Annotated in this window: 15 protein-coding genes; 4 read left to right on the top strand and 11 right to left on the bottom strand. The window is 43.7% G+C overall.

The features are described 5' to 3' along the window. Nucleotides 1-28: 28 nt before the first annotated feature. The 9 genes from CXF83_RS14735 to hisG form a co-directional block, all read right to left on the bottom strand. Nucleotides 29-811, bottom strand: coding sequence for a transporter substrate-binding domain-containing protein (locus CXF83_RS14735; RefSeq protein WP_101091199.1), 783 nt, complete (start codon nt 809-811; stop codon nt 29-31). A gap of 177 nt (nt 812-988) precedes the next feature. Then, on the bottom strand, nt 989-1636 hold the full coding sequence (gene hisIE, locus CXF83_RS14730; protein ID WP_101091198.1) for a bifunctional phosphoribosyl-AMP cyclohydrolase/phosphoribosyl-ATP diphosphatase HisIE: 648 nt from the start codon (nt 1634-1636) through the stop codon (nt 989-991). Nucleotides 1637-1673: 37 nt separating this feature from the next. Next, nucleotides 1674-2447 carry an imidazole glycerol phosphate synthase subunit HisF gene (gene hisF, locus CXF83_RS14725; protein ID WP_101091197.1) on the bottom strand — a complete coding sequence of 258 codons (774 nt, stop codon included), beginning with the start codon at nt 2445-2447 and terminating at the stop codon, nt 1674-1676. Next, nucleotides 2429-3166 (bottom strand): 1-(5-phosphoribosyl)-5-[(5-phosphoribosylamino)methylideneamino]imidazole-4-carboxamide isomerase, encoded by a 738-nt coding sequence (gene hisA, locus CXF83_RS14720; protein WP_101091196.1) that lies wholly within the window; start codon nt 3164-3166, stop codon nt 2429-2431. The genes hisF and hisA overlap by 19 nt, the downstream gene beginning before the upstream one ends. Next, nucleotides 3163-3873 carry an imidazole glycerol phosphate synthase subunit HisH gene (gene hisH / locus CXF83_RS14715; protein WP_101091195.1) on the bottom strand — a complete coding sequence of 237 codons (711 nt, stop codon included), beginning with the start codon at nt 3871-3873 and terminating at the stop codon, nt 3163-3165. Before hisH ends, hisA begins: the two co-directional genes overlap by 4 nt. Continuing rightward, nucleotides 3870-4949 carry a bifunctional histidinol-phosphatase/imidazoleglycerol-phosphate dehydratase HisB gene (gene hisB / locus CXF83_RS14710; protein ID WP_101091194.1) on the bottom strand — a complete coding sequence of 360 codons (1080 nt, stop codon included), beginning with the start codon at nt 4947-4949 and terminating at the stop codon, nt 3870-3872. Before hisB ends, hisH begins: the two co-directional genes overlap by 4 nt. 73 nt (nt 4950-5022) lie before the next feature. Then, nucleotides 5023-6090 (bottom strand): histidinol-phosphate transaminase, encoded by a 1068-nt coding sequence (hisC, locus tag CXF83_RS14705; RefSeq protein WP_101091193.1) that lies wholly within the window; start codon nt 6088-6090, stop codon nt 5023-5025. Further along, a complete protein-coding gene (hisD, locus tag CXF83_RS14700) occupies nt 6090-7397 on the bottom strand; it encodes a histidinol dehydrogenase (protein ID WP_101091192.1) in 1308 nt (435 codons plus the stop codon). Before hisD ends, hisC begins: the two co-directional genes overlap by 1 nt. 4 nt (nt 7398-7401) lie before the next feature. Further along, a complete protein-coding gene (gene hisG / locus CXF83_RS14695) occupies nt 7402-8301 on the bottom strand; it encodes an ATP phosphoribosyltransferase (RefSeq protein ID WP_101091191.1) in 900 nt (299 codons plus the stop codon). 562 nt (nt 8302-8863) lie between these two features. Between hisG and CXF83_RS14690 the strand changes: the two genes are divergently transcribed. Then, entirely contained in the window at nt 8864-10789 is a 1926-nt protein-coding gene (locus CXF83_RS14690) for an ATP-dependent DNA helicase (RefSeq protein WP_101091190.1), read from the top strand. A gap of 13 nt (nt 10790-10802) precedes the next feature. On the opposite strand, the gene CXF83_RS14685 is transcribed toward CXF83_RS14690, so the two are convergent. Continuing rightward, complete coding sequence (locus tag CXF83_RS14685) at nt 10803-11228, bottom strand: hypothetical protein (RefSeq protein WP_101091188.1); 426 nt, start codon at nt 11226-11228, stop codon at nt 10803-10805. A gap of 902 nt (nt 11229-12130) precedes the next feature. On the opposite strand from CXF83_RS14685, the gene putP reads away from it, so the two are divergent. Genes putP through CXF83_RS14670 form a run of 3 tightly spaced genes read left to right on the top strand, consistent with a single transcriptional unit; the run spans nt 12131 to nt 15981 of the window. Next, complete coding sequence (putP, locus tag CXF83_RS14680; protein ID WP_101091186.1) at nt 12131-13627, top strand: sodium/proline symporter PutP; 1497 nt, start codon at nt 12131-12133, stop codon at nt 13625-13627. Nucleotides 13628-13636: 9 nt separating this feature from the next. Beyond that, nucleotides 13637-14737, top strand: a complete 1101-nt coding sequence (proB, locus tag CXF83_RS14675) for a glutamate 5-kinase (protein WP_101091185.1) — start codon at nt 13637-13639, stop codon at nt 14735-14737. Continuing rightward, nucleotides 14734-15981 carry a glutamate-5-semialdehyde dehydrogenase gene (locus tag CXF83_RS14670; protein WP_101091183.1) on the top strand — a complete coding sequence of 416 codons (1248 nt, stop codon included), beginning with the start codon at nt 14734-14736 and terminating at the stop codon, nt 15979-15981. The genes proB and CXF83_RS14670 overlap by 4 nt, the downstream gene beginning before the upstream one ends. Nucleotides 15982-16147: 166 nt before the next feature. On the opposite strand, the gene CXF83_RS14665 is transcribed toward CXF83_RS14670, so the two are convergent. Continuing rightward, complete coding sequence (locus CXF83_RS14665; RefSeq protein ID WP_101091182.1) at nt 16148-16399, bottom strand: hypothetical protein; 252 nt, start codon at nt 16397-16399, stop codon at nt 16148-16150. Between the last annotated feature and the right edge of the window lie 223 nt (nt 16400-16622).

The raw sequence follows: 16622 nt of genomic DNA, 5'->3' as shown, positions 1-16622 counted from the left end.
AATAACATCACCTAACTAAGAGTGAGACTCATTGATAATGACTGATAATTCTTGCTATCTCACCGTTAGCTTTCATCTGCAAAATTTGCAGATCAATCGAGTCGATAAGCTCCTGCGGTACGGCATCACCGTAACTTAAGTGAATGTCGACAGGTGCGATAGCATCAGGAATATCTGTAAAATTAAAGGTGGATGCATCTATCTGGTGCTGTCTAATGCTATACAAAACCCGACTCTTCATTTCGATAAACAGATCCCCTCGACCATTTTTAAGGGCAAGAAGTGCACTTTTGTGGCTGTTAAGTTCAAGTGTATTCATCGCATTCTGTTGGATTATGGGTGTTAGGCCAGGGTAATCAAATCCTTTTAGCAGGATAACGGTTTTGTCGACTAAATCGTTAATATTCAATGGGGAATCATGCTGACTCTTTAGCGACACCATAATATGTTCTGCGCTGAATAAAACCTGTTTTGAAAGACGTTTGCTTTGTGCCATATGATCATCGGCAGCACGCCATGTAGGTGAGCCATAACTTATCCAATTAGGGTAGGACTGTTGCTTGATCTCGTAAAGGTAGCGTTTGAATGGCATGATCTGATGGTCAATTTCAAGTGACTTTTTCTGTGCAATAAATTTAACGATGTCAGTGATGGTCCCTGACTGCACATGGTCGGTCACACTGTTGATTTGAAACGGCTCTGCTTGTTCCGCTATGATCAGGTAAGTGAGTTTTTCAGCGGTAACAGACTGACTAAACAGTGTACATAAAAGCGCTGTAATTAAGGCAAGTGAGTTGATCATACGGCTCATGGCTAATCCCTAATAAGAGGTGGCTCATTCGCGATAAGTATATCGACTATTTTATTGGATGTAACTGTTATAGCGGGAATTAACTATTAATAGAGTTTGATTGTTTTTATTTTGACGTATGAATTTATTAGAAAGGTTAGCGTTACCTTAAAAGATATCGCTAACCTTAGCTGAAAACTAAGCTTGTTTGGCGGCGTTATGTCGCTTCATTAAATTGGCGGTGATATCTTCAAGTGATAGCGACTGATCTTCTAATAACACCAGTAAGTGGTAGATGAGATCTGAGGCTTCATCAATCAACTCTGGCTTGTCATTAGTGGCGGCTGCTAAGGCTGTTTCAAGTCCCTCTTCCCCGACTTTTTGTGCAATTCGCTTAGTGCCTCGGTCGAACAGGTATGCGGTGTAACTTGATTTGGGATCCTGCCCTTTTCGTGAAGCGATTAATGTACTGAGGTTATCAATAAAGCTGTGGGCTTTACCGTCTTTCCAGCAACTTTGTGTGCCTTTGTGGCAAGTTGGTCCATTGGGGATCACTTGCACTAATAAGCTGTCGTTGTCGCAATCCATATCGAGAGCGACTAAATCCAACGTGTTGCCAGAGGTTTCACCTTTGGTCCATAACCTCTTTTTACTGCGGCTATAAAAAGTCACTTGACCACTGGACAAGGTTTTGTCTAAGGCTGCTTGGTCCATATAGCCCAGCATAAGGACTTTACCAGTTAAGTGGTTTTGCACCACGGCGGGGATTAAACCATCTGTTTTTGCCCAGTCTAATTGACTCAGTAATTCACGGTCTTCTTGCTGTGATTGGTAAAGCGATGTCATATTACATCCTTAATTAGGTCTATTTATTCGGATCAATTTAGATACGTACGGCAATATTGTTATCGCGCAGATAGCGCTTTAATGCTTGGATATCAATGATCCCTTTATGAAATACACTGGCAGCTAATGCTGCATCAACATTGGCGAGTGTAAATACATCTTTAAAGTGTGCCATTGTGCCTGCGCCTCCTGAGGCGATTAACGGAACATCACACAGTGAACGGATCATCGACAGTTGTTTGATATCATAGCCTTGACGAACACCATCTTGGTTCATCACATTAAGCACTATTTCGCCACAACCTCGTTTTTGCACTTCTTCAACCCAATCGGGGGTATACCATTGAGTGTCTTTGGTTGCGGACTCATCGCCCGTAAACTGCTTTACTTTATAGCTATCACTGATGTCATCGTAGTAGGAGTCGATACCGATGACGATACATTGGCGACCAAATTCATCTTGCAGTCGTTCAATCAGGCTAGGATCGGTTAAGGCTGGTGAGTTAATTGATATTTTATCAGCACCGAACGCTAACTTTTCACGGGCTTGTTCGATGGTTTTTATCCCACCCGCAACACAGAAAGGGATATCAATACGTTCAGCAACACGGCTAACCCAAGATTTATCAATGACGCGATCATGCGCACTGGCAGTGATGTCATAAAACACCAACTCATCGGCGCCTTCTTCAGCGTAACGAGCGGCGAGGGGCACTATATCGCCCACAATTTCATGGTTTCGAAATTGCACACCTTTAACCACTTTTCCCTCTTTAACATCTAAACAAGGGACTATGCGTTTGGCCAGCATTCAATTGCCTCCTTAACCGTAAATTGATTAATAAGCAGGGCTTTGCCTATGATAATACCATTGGCACCACTGTTTTTTACTGCGGTAACATCTGCAAGAGTTGCGATGCCGCCAGATGCTTGCCAGTTAATGTCTGGATAGGTGGCGCTTATTTCTTGATAAAGCGCATTATTAGCGCCTTTTAAGGTGCCGTCGCGGCTAATATCGGTCACTAGCGCATGTTTAAGACCAACAGTTTCAAACTCTGCCACTAAGGACTCAAGCGTTTTACCGCCGCCTGATTGCCAACCCGATACCGCAACTATCTTTTCGCCTTGCTCATTGATATTGACATCAAGTGCTAAACAGATGGCATCGCTGCCATATTTCAAAAACCAGCGTTTGACTAACTCTGGTTCGTTTACGGCCAAAGATCCAATGACCACACGACTGACACCAATCTCTAGCAGTTCGCTGACTTGGGCTTCAGTTCGAATACCACCGCCGACTTGGATAGGCGTGTTTAAACCTTTAACCAAACTGGCGATCAGTTGAGTTTGTCGTTTTCTCGGGTTTTTAGCCCCGGTTAAATCAACAATATGCAGTAAGTTAGCCCCTTGCTCTTGGTAAGATTGCAGCTGTGCTAACGGGCTTAAGTCAAATGTCGTCTGTTGGTTGTAATCGCCTTGATAGAGACGAACCACTTGACCTTCTATTAGATCAATTGCAGGTATTATCATGATTGCCTCTGGTACGGTTTGCTTCTTGCTAAGGTGGACTGAGTCATTGTTAAGAAGTTTTTAAGCATCTTTGCCCCCACTGCAGCGCTTTTTTCCGGGTGAAACTGCAGGCCAATAAAATTATCTTTGGCGATGGCTGCGCTAAATTGCTCACCGTGTTCAGCTGTTGCTATGGTGTATTCACTGATTGGCGCTCGGTAGCTATGGACAAAATACACATAGGCGCCAGTGTCGATACCGTTGAATATGGGATGCGCTGAAGGGGTGATCTGATTCCAGCCCATGTGCGGCAGCGGTAGCCCTTTACTGTCCAATTGCTCAATATCTGTTGGGATCAAACCTAAACATTCGCAATCGGTTGCCGTTGCGCCACGCTCTTTAGAGACTCGGGTCAGCATTTGCATGCCCAAACAGACGCCTAGCACGGGTTGAGTTAAGGCTTTAATAACCTCTACCAACTGTTTGTTGTGTAATGACGCCATCGCAGCCCCCGCTGTGCCGACTCCGGGCAGGATCACCCGGGTCGCTGCCTTGATTGCCATTATGTCGTCAGTCACCACTAAATTTTTACGCTCATCAACAGAGAGTAAACGCTCAAAGGCGTAGCGAACAGAACTTAAATTGGCGCAGCCGGTATCGATAATGACCGTGGACCCTGTCACCGCAGCATCTTCGATAATCTGACTTTGGGCCTCTATATTGCTCATAGCACACCTTTACTCGATGGCAGCGCATCACCTTCAATCGCAACAGCTTGGCGTAAAGTGCGACCAAGCACCTTAAACAGACTCTCCACTTTGTGGTGGTCGTTATCGCCGACGGTGGTTAAGTGCAAAGTGCAACGTAGGCCATCAGCAAAGGAGCGGAAGAAGTGCGGTACCATCTCTGTTGCCATTGTACCGACCATTTCACGCTCAAATTCGGCTGAAAACTTGATAAAGGGACGACCCGATAGATCGAGTAGACACTCGGCACTGGCTTCATCCATTGGGATAGACTGTTCAAATGCATTGCCAAATCGTGCAATACCGCGTTTGTCGCCTAATGCTTGACGCAATGCATCACCAATCGCCAACGCAGTGTCTTCAACGCTATGGTGATCATCAATCTCCAGATCGCCATCAACGTTAACGTCCATCTTAAAGTTACCGTGAGTCGAAATTTGCTCCAGCATATGGTCGAAAAAGCCGATGCCAGTATCGATACTGCCTTTTACGCCAGAGTCCAAATCGATAGTCACCTTGATATCAGTCTCTTTGGTGGTGCGTACGACCGTCGCAATACGGTTTTTACTCAGTAGCTTATCGGCAATATCATCCCAGGTAAGATTTTGTGGGTGGTACTGTAATCCTTGGATACCCATTGCATCTGCGAGGCCCATATCTGTCTCACGATCACCAATAACGGCTGACTGGGTAAAATCGATACGGCCTGTTGTCAGGTACGTTTTAACAAGGCCAAGCTTAGGTTTGCGGCAGCTGCAGTTTTCATCATTGAAATGTGGGCAAATAAGCACGTCGTCAAACTTCACGCCTTGGCTGCTCAAAATTTGCATCATCATGTCTTGCGGCGCATCAAAATCATCTTTAGGGAAAGACGGAGTGCCTAGGCCATCTTGGTTGCTGACCATGACAAGACGATAGCCTGCTTTTTGTAGCTTCAATAATGCAGGAATGACATTGGGCTCAAAAACTAACTTTGCCAAGCTATCGACTTGCTTGTCTGTGATTGGCTCTTCGATAATAGTGCCGTCACGGTCGATAAAGAGTATTTTCTGTTTCATAGCGGTGATACCTTTCAGATTTTTAGATTGAATGGCTTAACCTAGGGTCGAACCATTATCATTGTTATTCTTGTTAATTCGACGCTGAAAACAGGCTAATTAAATAATCTGTTTGCGACCGGTTTGAGAAACTAAAGCGAATCGAGTCTGCTAAACGGCTATCGCTGTAAATTCTGGCGATGACGCCAGCTTGAGTCAATTTTTGTTGCACGGTCGTTTTATCGCTAAATTGGGCCAATACGTAGTTGCCATGTGCATTCACTACCGTCGCACCATAGGCTTGTAAAGCGTGTGCTAACCGCAAGCCTTGCTGGCTCATGTCATCAACTTGGCTTTGCATCGTCAGTAACCCTTGCGGGCTGAGTGCTTTTACCGCTAAATCACTCACGGGGAGCGGCACCGGGTAGGGGGCGATCACTCGCATGCACATATCAATAATGTCAGGATTTGCCAGTAAAAATCCACAACGGGCGCCCGCTAACGCAAATGCTTTTGACAAGGTACGCAGTACCACTAGGTTGGCTCTACTTTCAACAAGATCAGCTACCGAATACTCGGGGCTAAACTCAATATACGCTTCATCGACGACAATGATCCGCTCAGGGTTACTGTCAATCACCTTGATAAGTTCGGCTTTAGCGATAACGCTGCCGGTTGGATTATTCGGGTTGCAGATAAACACAATTTTGGTGTTTGCGTTATAGGCACAGTCGTCGAGTTGAGAGGCATAGTCACTTGGCAGCTGGAAATCATCAGTCAATTGCAGCGCGGTTACGGCGACATTGGCGGTCTTTGCACTGATGGCATACATGCCATAAGTAGGGCCGAAAGTTGCAATCGCATCTTGTGCTGGAGTACAAAAAGTACGAATGAGGATTTCAATCGCTTCATCTGCGCCGCGTCCCGTTAATATGCAATTATTAGCAACACCACTATAGCGGCTATAAGCGTCTATCAATGCAGAGGGTTGGCACTCTGGATAGCGGTTTACGCCTTCTAAACTGCTGTTATTAAACGGTGATTCATTGGCGTTGATCCAGATATCTCCTTGACCACCGATACGCCGCGCAGATTGATAGATTTGTAGATCTAACAGTTCTGGTCTGGCTAGGCGCTGGGCAAGGTTTTTTGCAGTTGTCATCACGCCTCCAGAGCTTGGTTGTTGATTGCGGCAATACGCAGCGCAACCGCATTTTTATGAGCATCGAGCTGCTCTGCTGCGGCCAATATCATCACGGTATCGCTTAAAGAGACTAAGCCTGCAGGGGTCAGTTCTTGTACCGTAAATCGGCGGCTAAAATCCGCTAAAGACAAGCTTGAAACCGTTTTGCTGTAGCCGTATGTGGGTAATACGTGATTAGTACCACTGGCATAATCCCCCACAGATTCTGGCGTATAAGCCCCTAGAAACACAGAACCCGCTGCACGAATATTAGCAAGTACGTCTCTTGGTGATGCCGTTTGAATAATCAGGTGTTCAGGCCCATACAGATTAGATACTGCTGCAGCCTCGCGCATATCGTTAACCAGCAATGTGCGGCTGCAACCGAGCGCCGTTTTAGCCACCTCTGAGCGAGAAAGTAGCGCGAGTTGCTGGGTTAATGCCTGATTAACCTGGTCTGCAAGTATGCTTGAGTCGGTAACGAGCATGACTTGGGAGTCAGGGCCGTGTTCTGCTTGCGACAACAGATCGGCAGCAACGAATTCGGCATTAGCATCAGCATCGGCAATGACCAATACCTCAGAGGGGCCTGCGGGCATATCGATACTGACCGTTGCGCGATTATCTTGGCTCACTGCGCGCTTTGCTTCGGTGACAAAACGGTTACCAGGGCCAAAAATCTTATCGACCTGCGGCACTGACTCGGTGCCAAAAGCCAGTGCGGCTATCGCTTGAGCGCCGCCAACTTGATAGATTTCGGTAATACCACAAGCATTGGCAGCATAGATAATGGCGTCGTTGATCGGCGGTGGGCTGACCAAAACTCGCTTGGCACAGCCGGCGATTTTTGCGGGCAGTGCTAGCATGAGTACCGTTGAAATTAACGGCGCTGTGCCCCCTGGAATATAGAGTCCGACCTTCTCAATTGGCTCAGTTCTCAGCTCACAACGCACCCCTGGCTGAGTTTCAATATCAACCTTGGTTGAGATCTGCGCTTGATGAAAAGCCTTGATATTACCTTTGGCCTGCGCAATCGCCTGTTTAAGTTGTTCGGGCACTGCAGCGCAGGCGTTGGCTATTTCATCTTTTGACAGTTTAAGTTGGTCAATATTGACGTTATCAAACTGCTTATTGAAACGACGCAATGCCTGATCGCCATCATTAACGACCGCTTCAATAATCGTCGCAACGCTTTGCTCTAGATTTGCATCACCAATTAAAGGCGATCTTAATAGTGCTGCTTGTTTTGCGCTGGGCGTTAGCGTTTGCCAATTGAGGATGTCCATCAGCTTACCCCATCATTTTTTCGATAGGCATAACAAGAATTGAGCTGGCACCTAACTGTGTTAGCTCTTCCATGGTGTCCCAGAAGAGATCTTCTGTGCTGACAGCGTGAATGGCGACGCGATTACTATCATCTTTTAGTGGCAATATGGTTGGGTTTTCTGCGCCAGGAAGTAGCGCTACAATTTGTTCTAGTGTTTCGGTCGGTGCGTGTAGCAGGATATATTTGCTCTCTTTAGCACGGACGACACCATTAATACGCGACAGTATTTTATTGATCAGCGCTTGCTTATCATCTGGCTGGCTTTTTGTTGACTGAATGAGACACGCCATTGACTGATAGATGACATCAGTTTCGTATAATCCATTGGCTTCCAATGTTGCGCCCGTTGATACGAGGTCACATATTGCGTCAGACAATCCAGCTCGGGGCGCCACTTCAACCGAGCCCTTTAGCATACAATCATTATAGGTAATGCCTTTTTCCTGCATGAAGCGACGAAGTATGTTGGGATAAGATGTTGCAATGCGCAGGCCTTCCAGTGAGTTAGCATCTTGGTAGCTAAACTCGTTAGGAACAGCGAGTGATAAACGGCAAGCACCAAAATCAAGCTGACGTAATTTGATACATTCTGCTGGCTTTCCTAAGGTTTGACGCTCAATTTGCTCCTCTTCTAATACATTTTCGCCAATAAAGCCTAAATCTACCACGCCGTCCATCACTAGGCCTGGAATATCATCATCTCGAACTCGTAGCAGATCGATTGGCATGTTGTCAGCGTGGGCGATGAGTCGCTGTTCATTGATATTGAATTTAACGCCACAGCTTTTTAATAATTTCAGCGACTCTTTCGATAAACGACCTGACTTTTGGATGGCTATTCTTAATCTATTTGACTCTGACATGGTGACTTCCTTTAAGTTGATTCAAAAATTTTTATAAAACAATCTGTTAATCTGAAACCAAAAAACCCCTGGAATTCCTTCCAGGGGTTTTTGATTTTTCTTGAATCAACCGCCAGAAGGAATGAGTCCTTCGGCAGTGAGCTTCCGAAGGCTACCGCATATGGTGGTGATGATGGATAGCGTTCGTAAGCTGTGTCATATTCTTATCTCAATAATGTAATAAACGTTTGGGTCTGATGACCGTAATATCTGCCAGCTGAAGAAGATCTTCAATCTGCGATGCATTTAAATTAATCAGTTTCATCACTGATTGCAACTACTATTTTGGCATATGAGTAATGTTCATCTAAATGTCACTTTTTTAGCACTCAGATAAATGCGCTGCTGTCTGTTTTGATGACAAGACAGTTATAGCTAACTATTTCGGCGGGTATAATTCTTTTTTGAGGCGTTGCATATCGGCTAGGGTATTTAACCAAAAAGCGGCTTACGTTACACTTCACCGATTTTTATTTTTAATGGCAATAATGTTGGACTCTATGACAACTAAGTACGGTGGCTTTTGAGCGTTAAATTGACACAGCAAGTCGCGACGACTTTTTCTGCTGACGGCGCGCTGGCAAAAGCCATTAAAGGGTTTAGTCGCCGCGAAGTGCAGCAACAGATGGCTGAAGCGGTCAGTGAGTCGATAAGCAGTCGCGATAATTTAGTCGTTGAAGCGGGCACTGGAGTCGGTAAAACGTTTGCCTACCTCATTCCTGCGCTGCTGAGCAGTAAGCAGATTATCGTGAGTACGGGCAGTAAAAATCTGCAAGAACAGCTGTTTTATAAAGATCTTCCGGCATTACTGTTGATGCTAGGCCTCACGCCTAAAGTGGCGCTACTTAAAGGCCGCAATAACTATTTATGTCAGCATCTTATGGAGACAGAGTTATCTGGTGCAAGCTCGATGGATACTCAAATTCTTGATGATTTACTGAGGATCAATCAATGGGCAGGACGGACCATTGACGGCGACCTTGGCGGCTTAACGTCGGTTTCTGAAAACTCAGCGGCATTGCCATTGATTAATAGTGCAAAAGAGACCTGTATTGGTCAGCGTTGCGACCATTATGATGTCTGTTTTACCCGCAAAGCACGTAATCGTGCGATGGATGCGCGGATCATTGTGGTGAATCATCACCTGTTCTTGGCTGATAGGATCATAAAAGAAACTGGCTTTGCAGAGTTACTCCCAGACTCTGATGTGGTTATTTTTGACGAAGCCCATTTACTCCCCGATATCGCCGTCAACTATTTTGGTCAGCAGTGCTCAACTCGGCAAATTGCTGAACTGCTTGAACGTTTCGCCGATATTTATCGTACTGAATTACGCGATGCAAAGCAGATCGAGCTATTAAGCGCACGTTGTTTAACGCTGTTAAATGAATGGCATCAGGCACTCTTTGCCACTGGAGACACTGATTGGCGCCGAATGCTGAGCAATAAAGCCTTGTCAGTCCAGTCTTGGTCGCTGCTAAAAGAGCTAAATGCACTGCAAGCCTTATTACAAGGACACGTTGGCCGCAGTGATAATTTGGATGATGCGCTTGAAAAACTTGATGCTAATACGGCAAAGTTACAGCTATTTTTTCTGTGTGAGAACAATCAAGCGGCGTACAGTATTGATTATGGTCATCGTTATCTCATGCTTAGGATCGCGCCCATTGATGTCGCCAAGGAGTGTAAAAAGCTGTTTGATGAGAATATCGCGTGGATCTTTACGTCGGCAACCTTACAGATAAATCAAGACTTAAGCCTGTTTACCAAGCAACTAGGCATCGGTAAGTGCAAGGAGCTGTTACTACAAAGCCCATTTGATTACGCCAACAATGCGTTGTTTTGCGTCCCTCGGCATCTTGCCAGCGTCAGTAACCATAATGCGATCCTACCGCAATTTGTCGATGTATGCATTAGAGCGATTGAAGCAGCAAAAGGTCGCACCTTTATCTTATTCACCAGCCATCGAATGCTTAAGCTGGTGGCTATCGAGTTACAACGGCGGGTGTCTTACCCATTGCTGGTACAAGGACAAGCGAACAAGCAAAGCCTATTAAAAAAGTATCGTCAATTGGGCAATGCAGTATTACTTGGTACGGGGGCATTTTGGGAGGGAGTTGATGTTAGAGGCAAGCTGCTTAGCTGCGTGATCATCGACAAATTACCCTTTGTGTCACCGGAAGATAATCTCTATCGTGCCCGTAGTGAGAGTATTTCACGTGAAGGTAAAGACCCCTTTACCGAGATCTCACTGCCGCAAGCGGTTATCTCTCTCAATCAGGGGGTTGGCCGATTAATTCGCGATGAAAAAGATCGCGGTGTACTTATTTTATGTGATAACCGCATTGTTAATCGACCTTATGGGCAAGCATTTCTAAACTCGCTACCGCCAATGGCTAGAACGCGAGAGCTGGACAACGCGGTACAATTTCTACAACAGATTAAGTAGCCGAAAGAAGAGCTTAGGTTATGAGTATAATAATCAGATAGATTAATATCATGAGTAGCAGCGCCAATAAGCAACGTCTGCGATATAACAGACCGTCTGGGTTGAGTAAACTTGGAAAGAGTAAAAAATTCATAGGATTAAACAACGTTTTATAGCTGATCATTGACACGCCTTTCAGTCTTCCTCGATACAGCATTTTTGAAAAATAGTACATAAATCGAAACAGCAATAGCGGAAAACTAATGTAAATAAACAGGGTTAAGCTCAACTCGAAGCTTATCTCTAGCTCCTCTAGCGTTAGCATTAAGCCTTTACGCAAAGCTTCATCAAGACTAGTTGAAAAATAAAGCAGCATTACTATCGTCACAACAGCGCTAAAGGCTATGAATAATAATGAGTAGCGAAATAGTCTGAACCAATCGACGTTGATCTGGCGCATATATCCCCCCCAAATAAAGCAAGCCGTTGATGGCGATGAAAACAAAAAGCACATTATATAAATCTAGCCTATTAAGGGTGTATAGATAACAATCTTTCATCCATAGAGAGAAGGATGATTGAAACTTAACCATATCGATCTTGCTGATCGCTATCGTGTCATGTTTAGGAATACCGTTCTTAAAAGGGACAAATTGACGCAGTCAATCCAATCGCTCGTGTGTGAAGTCCTCAATGTCCTCCCAACCTTGGCTACCTGCGATCACTGCACTGATCAAGAAATAGAATATCAAAGAGCATATGTCCCACTTTAGCCTTGCTGGCGAGGGTCATCGATATTTGAAAAGTACTTGAAGAGCGGTATTTGCGACATGTGACCTTATACTTCTTATCATAAAGAAGTATAAGGTCACAAACTTAAGTCAAGGTAAAACCTCGTGATCTTACCCTGACTTCAAGCCTTTGTTTTGATTAACGTGATTTAAATTTTCGCGGAGTGACCTGCGAAATTATTGCGCTTGGTATTGGCAGTATTTCTTGTCGAATACTAAGTGTTTTTCATTTTAACAACTATCCCTCACTTAATGATGGCATTGAATAAAATGATTTATTTTCATTCTGAGAAACCGCCTAAACATTAAGGTCTTGTAAAACAGTGATTTAACTTTGGCCGGTTGATATTAGTGTAATAAGTCTATAACATAATGGTTAGATCACTAATCATTAGAGGTAGAATTAAATGCAAGGCGAAATCCGTTCATGCGACAGCCCCAGTTATCTGCAAAAATTTACAACACGTTCAGTTGAAATAGCAAAACATACAGTGGGATTACTATGTTTATGGTTAATTCTTGGTACTTATATTTTTTATCCGCTAACAAAAATCATTAAGGCGTCTAAGTAATGGAATATACCTATCTTTCATTAGGGATTTATTTTGTACTCATGTTAGGTATCGGTATCTATGCCGCTAAAACATCTACTTCAAATCTTTCCGAATATATGTTGGGTGGCAGACAAGTGAGTCCTCAAGTGACTGCATTATCTGCAGGTGCATCTGATATGAGTGGTTGGATGCTAATGGGTTTACCCGGCGCCATTTTTGTTTCAGGTTTTGATACTATTTGGGTTGCACTAGGCTTAGTGGTTGGCGCATGGGCAAACTACAAACTTGTTGCGCCTAAATTGCGTTTGTACACAGAAACAACCAATGACTCTTTAACTCTGCCAGATTTCTTTGGTAAACGGTTCGATAAAGAAAATGGCGTTATTCGTCTGATTTCAGCTGTCGTCATCATCATATTTTTCACCTTATATACCTCTGCAGGTCTTGTCGGTGGTGGTAAGTTATTTGAAACCGCGTTTGCAATGAACTATCAAACCGGTGTGGTGATTACCATGCTGGTGGTGGTTGCTTATACCTTGATGGGGGGCTTTTTAGCCGTAAGCATGACTGACTTTGTACAAGGTGTGATTATGTTTATCGCACTCATTTTAGTCCCTGCTGTTGCTTACACGAATTTTGATAGTCCATCAAGTATGATGAGCTATTCTCTTGAGACGATTCCTTCCTTTAGTGAAAGCTTATCTGATTTAACCATGGTTTCTTTACTGTCTAGCTTGGCATGGGGACTTGGCTATTTTGGTCAGCCTCATATTATTGTTAGGTTTATGGCCATAGACTCAGTTAAAAATATTAAAAAAGCTCGACGTATCGGTATGAGTTGGATGATAGTCACCATCATTGGCGCATTAGCGACAGGCTTGACGGGGGTGGCTTATACTCGAAAATTTGAAGTTACACTCGCCGATCCTGAAACTATTTTTATTTTCTTTTCTGAAGTGTTGTTTCATCCTTTAATTGGTGGCTTTTTACTAGCGGCAATTTTAGCAGCGGTGATGAGTACAATTTCATCGCAATTGCTGGTTTCTTCAAGTTCACTAACAGAAGATATCTATCGTGCCTACAGCAAAAAAGCAGTATCCGATAAAACGGCAGTGAATATTGGCCGACTTTGCGTATTTGGTGTTGCTGTTGTGGCCTCTTTTATCGCAATGAATCCATCGAGTAGCATTTTATCTATCGTAAGTAATGCTTGGGCCGGATTTGGGGCAGCATTTGGGCCACTGATTTTATTCAGTTTGTTATGGCAAAAAGTAACCTACGAAGGTGCATTAGCCGGCATTATTACTGGTACAGTTACGGTTCTATTTTGGATTTTTGCTCCCGTGTTGGCCAATGGCGAAACCTTAAGCAGTGTGATTTATGAAATGTTGCCAGGTTTTATCATTAGTGCAGTATCGATTTGGTTAGTGAGTTTAATGACCAAAGCACCATCTGCTGAAGTTCAAAAAACATTTAAAGATGTTAATCATCAATTAATTCAACAATTATCATAAGGTCTACTCATGTCTATTAAATCCAATCAACGATTGGTGATAAAGGTGGGTAGTGCGTTAATTGCCCCTGAAAACAATGGTTGTAGTTCGCATCACCTGCTGAGTATTGCGCAATTTATACTTCGTTGTCGTAAGCAGGGTAAGCAAGTTATTTTGGTTTCTTCAGGTTCAGTTGCTGCTGGTCGTCAATGGATTGATATTAAATCACCGTCAATCGCCCTAAAAAAGGCAATGGCTGCAGCCGGACAAACCAATATGATGGCAGTATGGGATAAGTTATTTGATTTCCCCACCGCGCAAATTCTTCTTACCAATGCAGACTTATGTAATAAAGAGCGCTATGCCAGCATTAAAGAAACCATCGAATCCTTATTGGATCATGGGGTATTACCTATCGTAAATGAAAACGATACGGTGACTTCTGAAGAGTTAAAAGTCGGTGATAACGATAATCTCGCTGCTATGGTTGCGGCATCGACGGGGGCTGATGGCTTAATCCTTTGTACCGACGTTGATGGGTTGTTTGATAAAAATCCCCAGCAACATGCTGATGCTAAATTAATTAAAACCATTGATGTGATTGATGAGTCAATTTATCAAATGGCGGGCGGCGCAACCAGCTCAATGGGCACTGGCGGCATGAAAACCAAAATAGAAGCGGCTGAAAAAGCAGTTGCCCATGGCATTGATACTTACATTGTTAATGGCTTCAATCATCAAGCCTTTAGCGCCTTGTTGCAAGATGAAAACCCAGGTTCGCATTTTGTGTCTTGTAAAACCCCTATGTCACCAGAGCAACATTGGATGACCCACACTGTGCGCGAACGAGGTGAGGTGGTTATTGAAGATCAACATGCGGCGCTAAGCCAGCATGATGATGTTATCACCAGTGCCAGCATTCTTTCGGTAAAAGGGGAGTTTGCAGTGGGGGATACCATTTTGCTCCGCACCTATGACGGCTCACAAGTGGCGAAAGCGACATCCAATTACAGCAGTTGTTTGCTTAACTATCTCATGCAGCAAGCTGATAGCAGTATAACTTCAGGTAGTCAGCCACAAAACAATTCAATCATTTCACAAATAAATTTAGCCGTTTTGGAGAGAGCATGAGTTTAATCTCAACATTATCAGCCAATGCAAATCGCGCCGCACGGGCATTATTGCAACTGACTGAAGCAACGAAAAATACTATTTTACAACAGATGGCTGATGAGATTAGAAACAATCAAGCAGCCATTATCGAAGCGAATAAAGCAGATTTATTACAGGCAAAAGAGCACCAGTTAGCCGATTCGATGATCGACAGACTGACCCTCAATGCTGAGCGAATTGAAGCCATGGCCGAAGGCATTGAAACCATTGCCCATTTACCTGATCCCGTGGGTCAAATTCGCGACATGGGCACTCGACCAAACGGCATTAAAATTAGCAAAATGAGAATACCTTTGGGCGTGGTGTGCATGATTTATGAGGCGCGCCCCAATGTCACCGCTGATGCGGGGGCATTATGTTTTAAATCAGGCAATGCAGTCATTTTACGTGGCGGTAAAGAAGCCCTAGGATCCAGTAAAGCCATTGCTGCTGTATTACATAAAGTATTAGCTAAATTCAATTTACCAGAAGCCTTGATTACTGTTATTCCGAATGCTGATAGAGCCTTACTGATGGATTTAATGCAGCAAAGAGAATACATCAATGTGATTATTCCTCGTGGCGGTGAAGGACTGATTAATTTTGTTACTGACAATAGTAAAATCCCAGTGATTCAACACTTTAAAGGTGTTTGTCATTTATACGTTGATAAAGAAGCGGATTTTAAAAAAGCATTAGATTTATTACTTAATGGTAAAACCCAGCGAACAGGAGTGTGTAATGCATTAGAGGGACTGATTGTGCATAAAGCCATCCTTAATGATTTTATGCCTTTAGTTGCCAAAGCGCTTAAGTTACATGATGTCCGCATCAATGCGTGTCAGCAAAGTCTTACATTTTTTGAGTCGGCAAATTTACTTAATGATGCAGATTTTGGCCAGGAATATTTAAGCTTAGAAATTGCCATAAAAGTGGTTGATGAAATGGAAGGAGCGTTAGAGCATATTCATCGCTTTGGCAGTCATCATACAGAAGTGATTTGTACTGAGAACAGACAACGAGCACTGAAGTTTCAACAATGTGTTGACGCTTCTGTGGTGATGATAAATACCTCTTCACGTTTTTCAGATGGCAGTGAACTTGGTTTAGGTGCTGAAATTGGTATCGCAACCACAAAATTACATGCTTATGGCCCCATGGGATTAGAGTCTTTAACCGCAGAAAAATATCTGGTTGAGGGGAATGGCCAAATCAGAACTTAGCTCTTTAGGTGTTAGTTCTTTAGGTTTTAGTACTTAGGCCGGCATGCCGTGATGTTTTACCCACTACAGTAATTATTGGTGCCAGCCATCGGGTCCGCTGGCGGGCATTCTATAGGCGATATCCACGGTTTTTGCCCGCTGACTAATACACATATAATCAGGTGATTTAATATCGATTACCATCAGCCAAGATGAGCTTAACTAATTTGTTGGCATCTGCAATTGTTTTAGATTGAGCAGCTAATACAAATGTTTGAGCTTCAGGTTGCAGGGCGAATGCTTGTGGGGATTGAGATTGTAAGGCTTGAGTTGCATAAAAAGATCCTGCCGCTTGTACTGATGGCATCAGCCCAAATTGTAGTAGTCCAAATAGCAGTAAAACAGCCAGTAACGCGGGTTTGAATGATAATGATGGCATGGCTGTGTTAGTCACTTCTGTAGAGAAGTGACATCCTCTCTATATTGTTATTCTTATTAGGCCGATTCCATAGTCAGTTCGGGTTTATAGGTCAAAATCAATTTCTAGATCAGATAGCATTTACTGCTTACTTAGCTTGTGTATTTATGGGCTGACTTATCGAATTACTAAGCTTCAACTCATTGTTTAATGCAACCATTGTTTGAATAGCAAAAAGCCTAGA

Source organism: Shewanella sp. Choline-02u-19 (assembly GCF_002836205.1).
GTDB lineage: Bacteria > Pseudomonadota > Gammaproteobacteria > Enterobacterales > Shewanellaceae > Shewanella.
The sequence above is the reverse complement of the archived record's forward strand: the minus strand, read 5'-3'. Positions and strand labels throughout refer to the sequence as shown.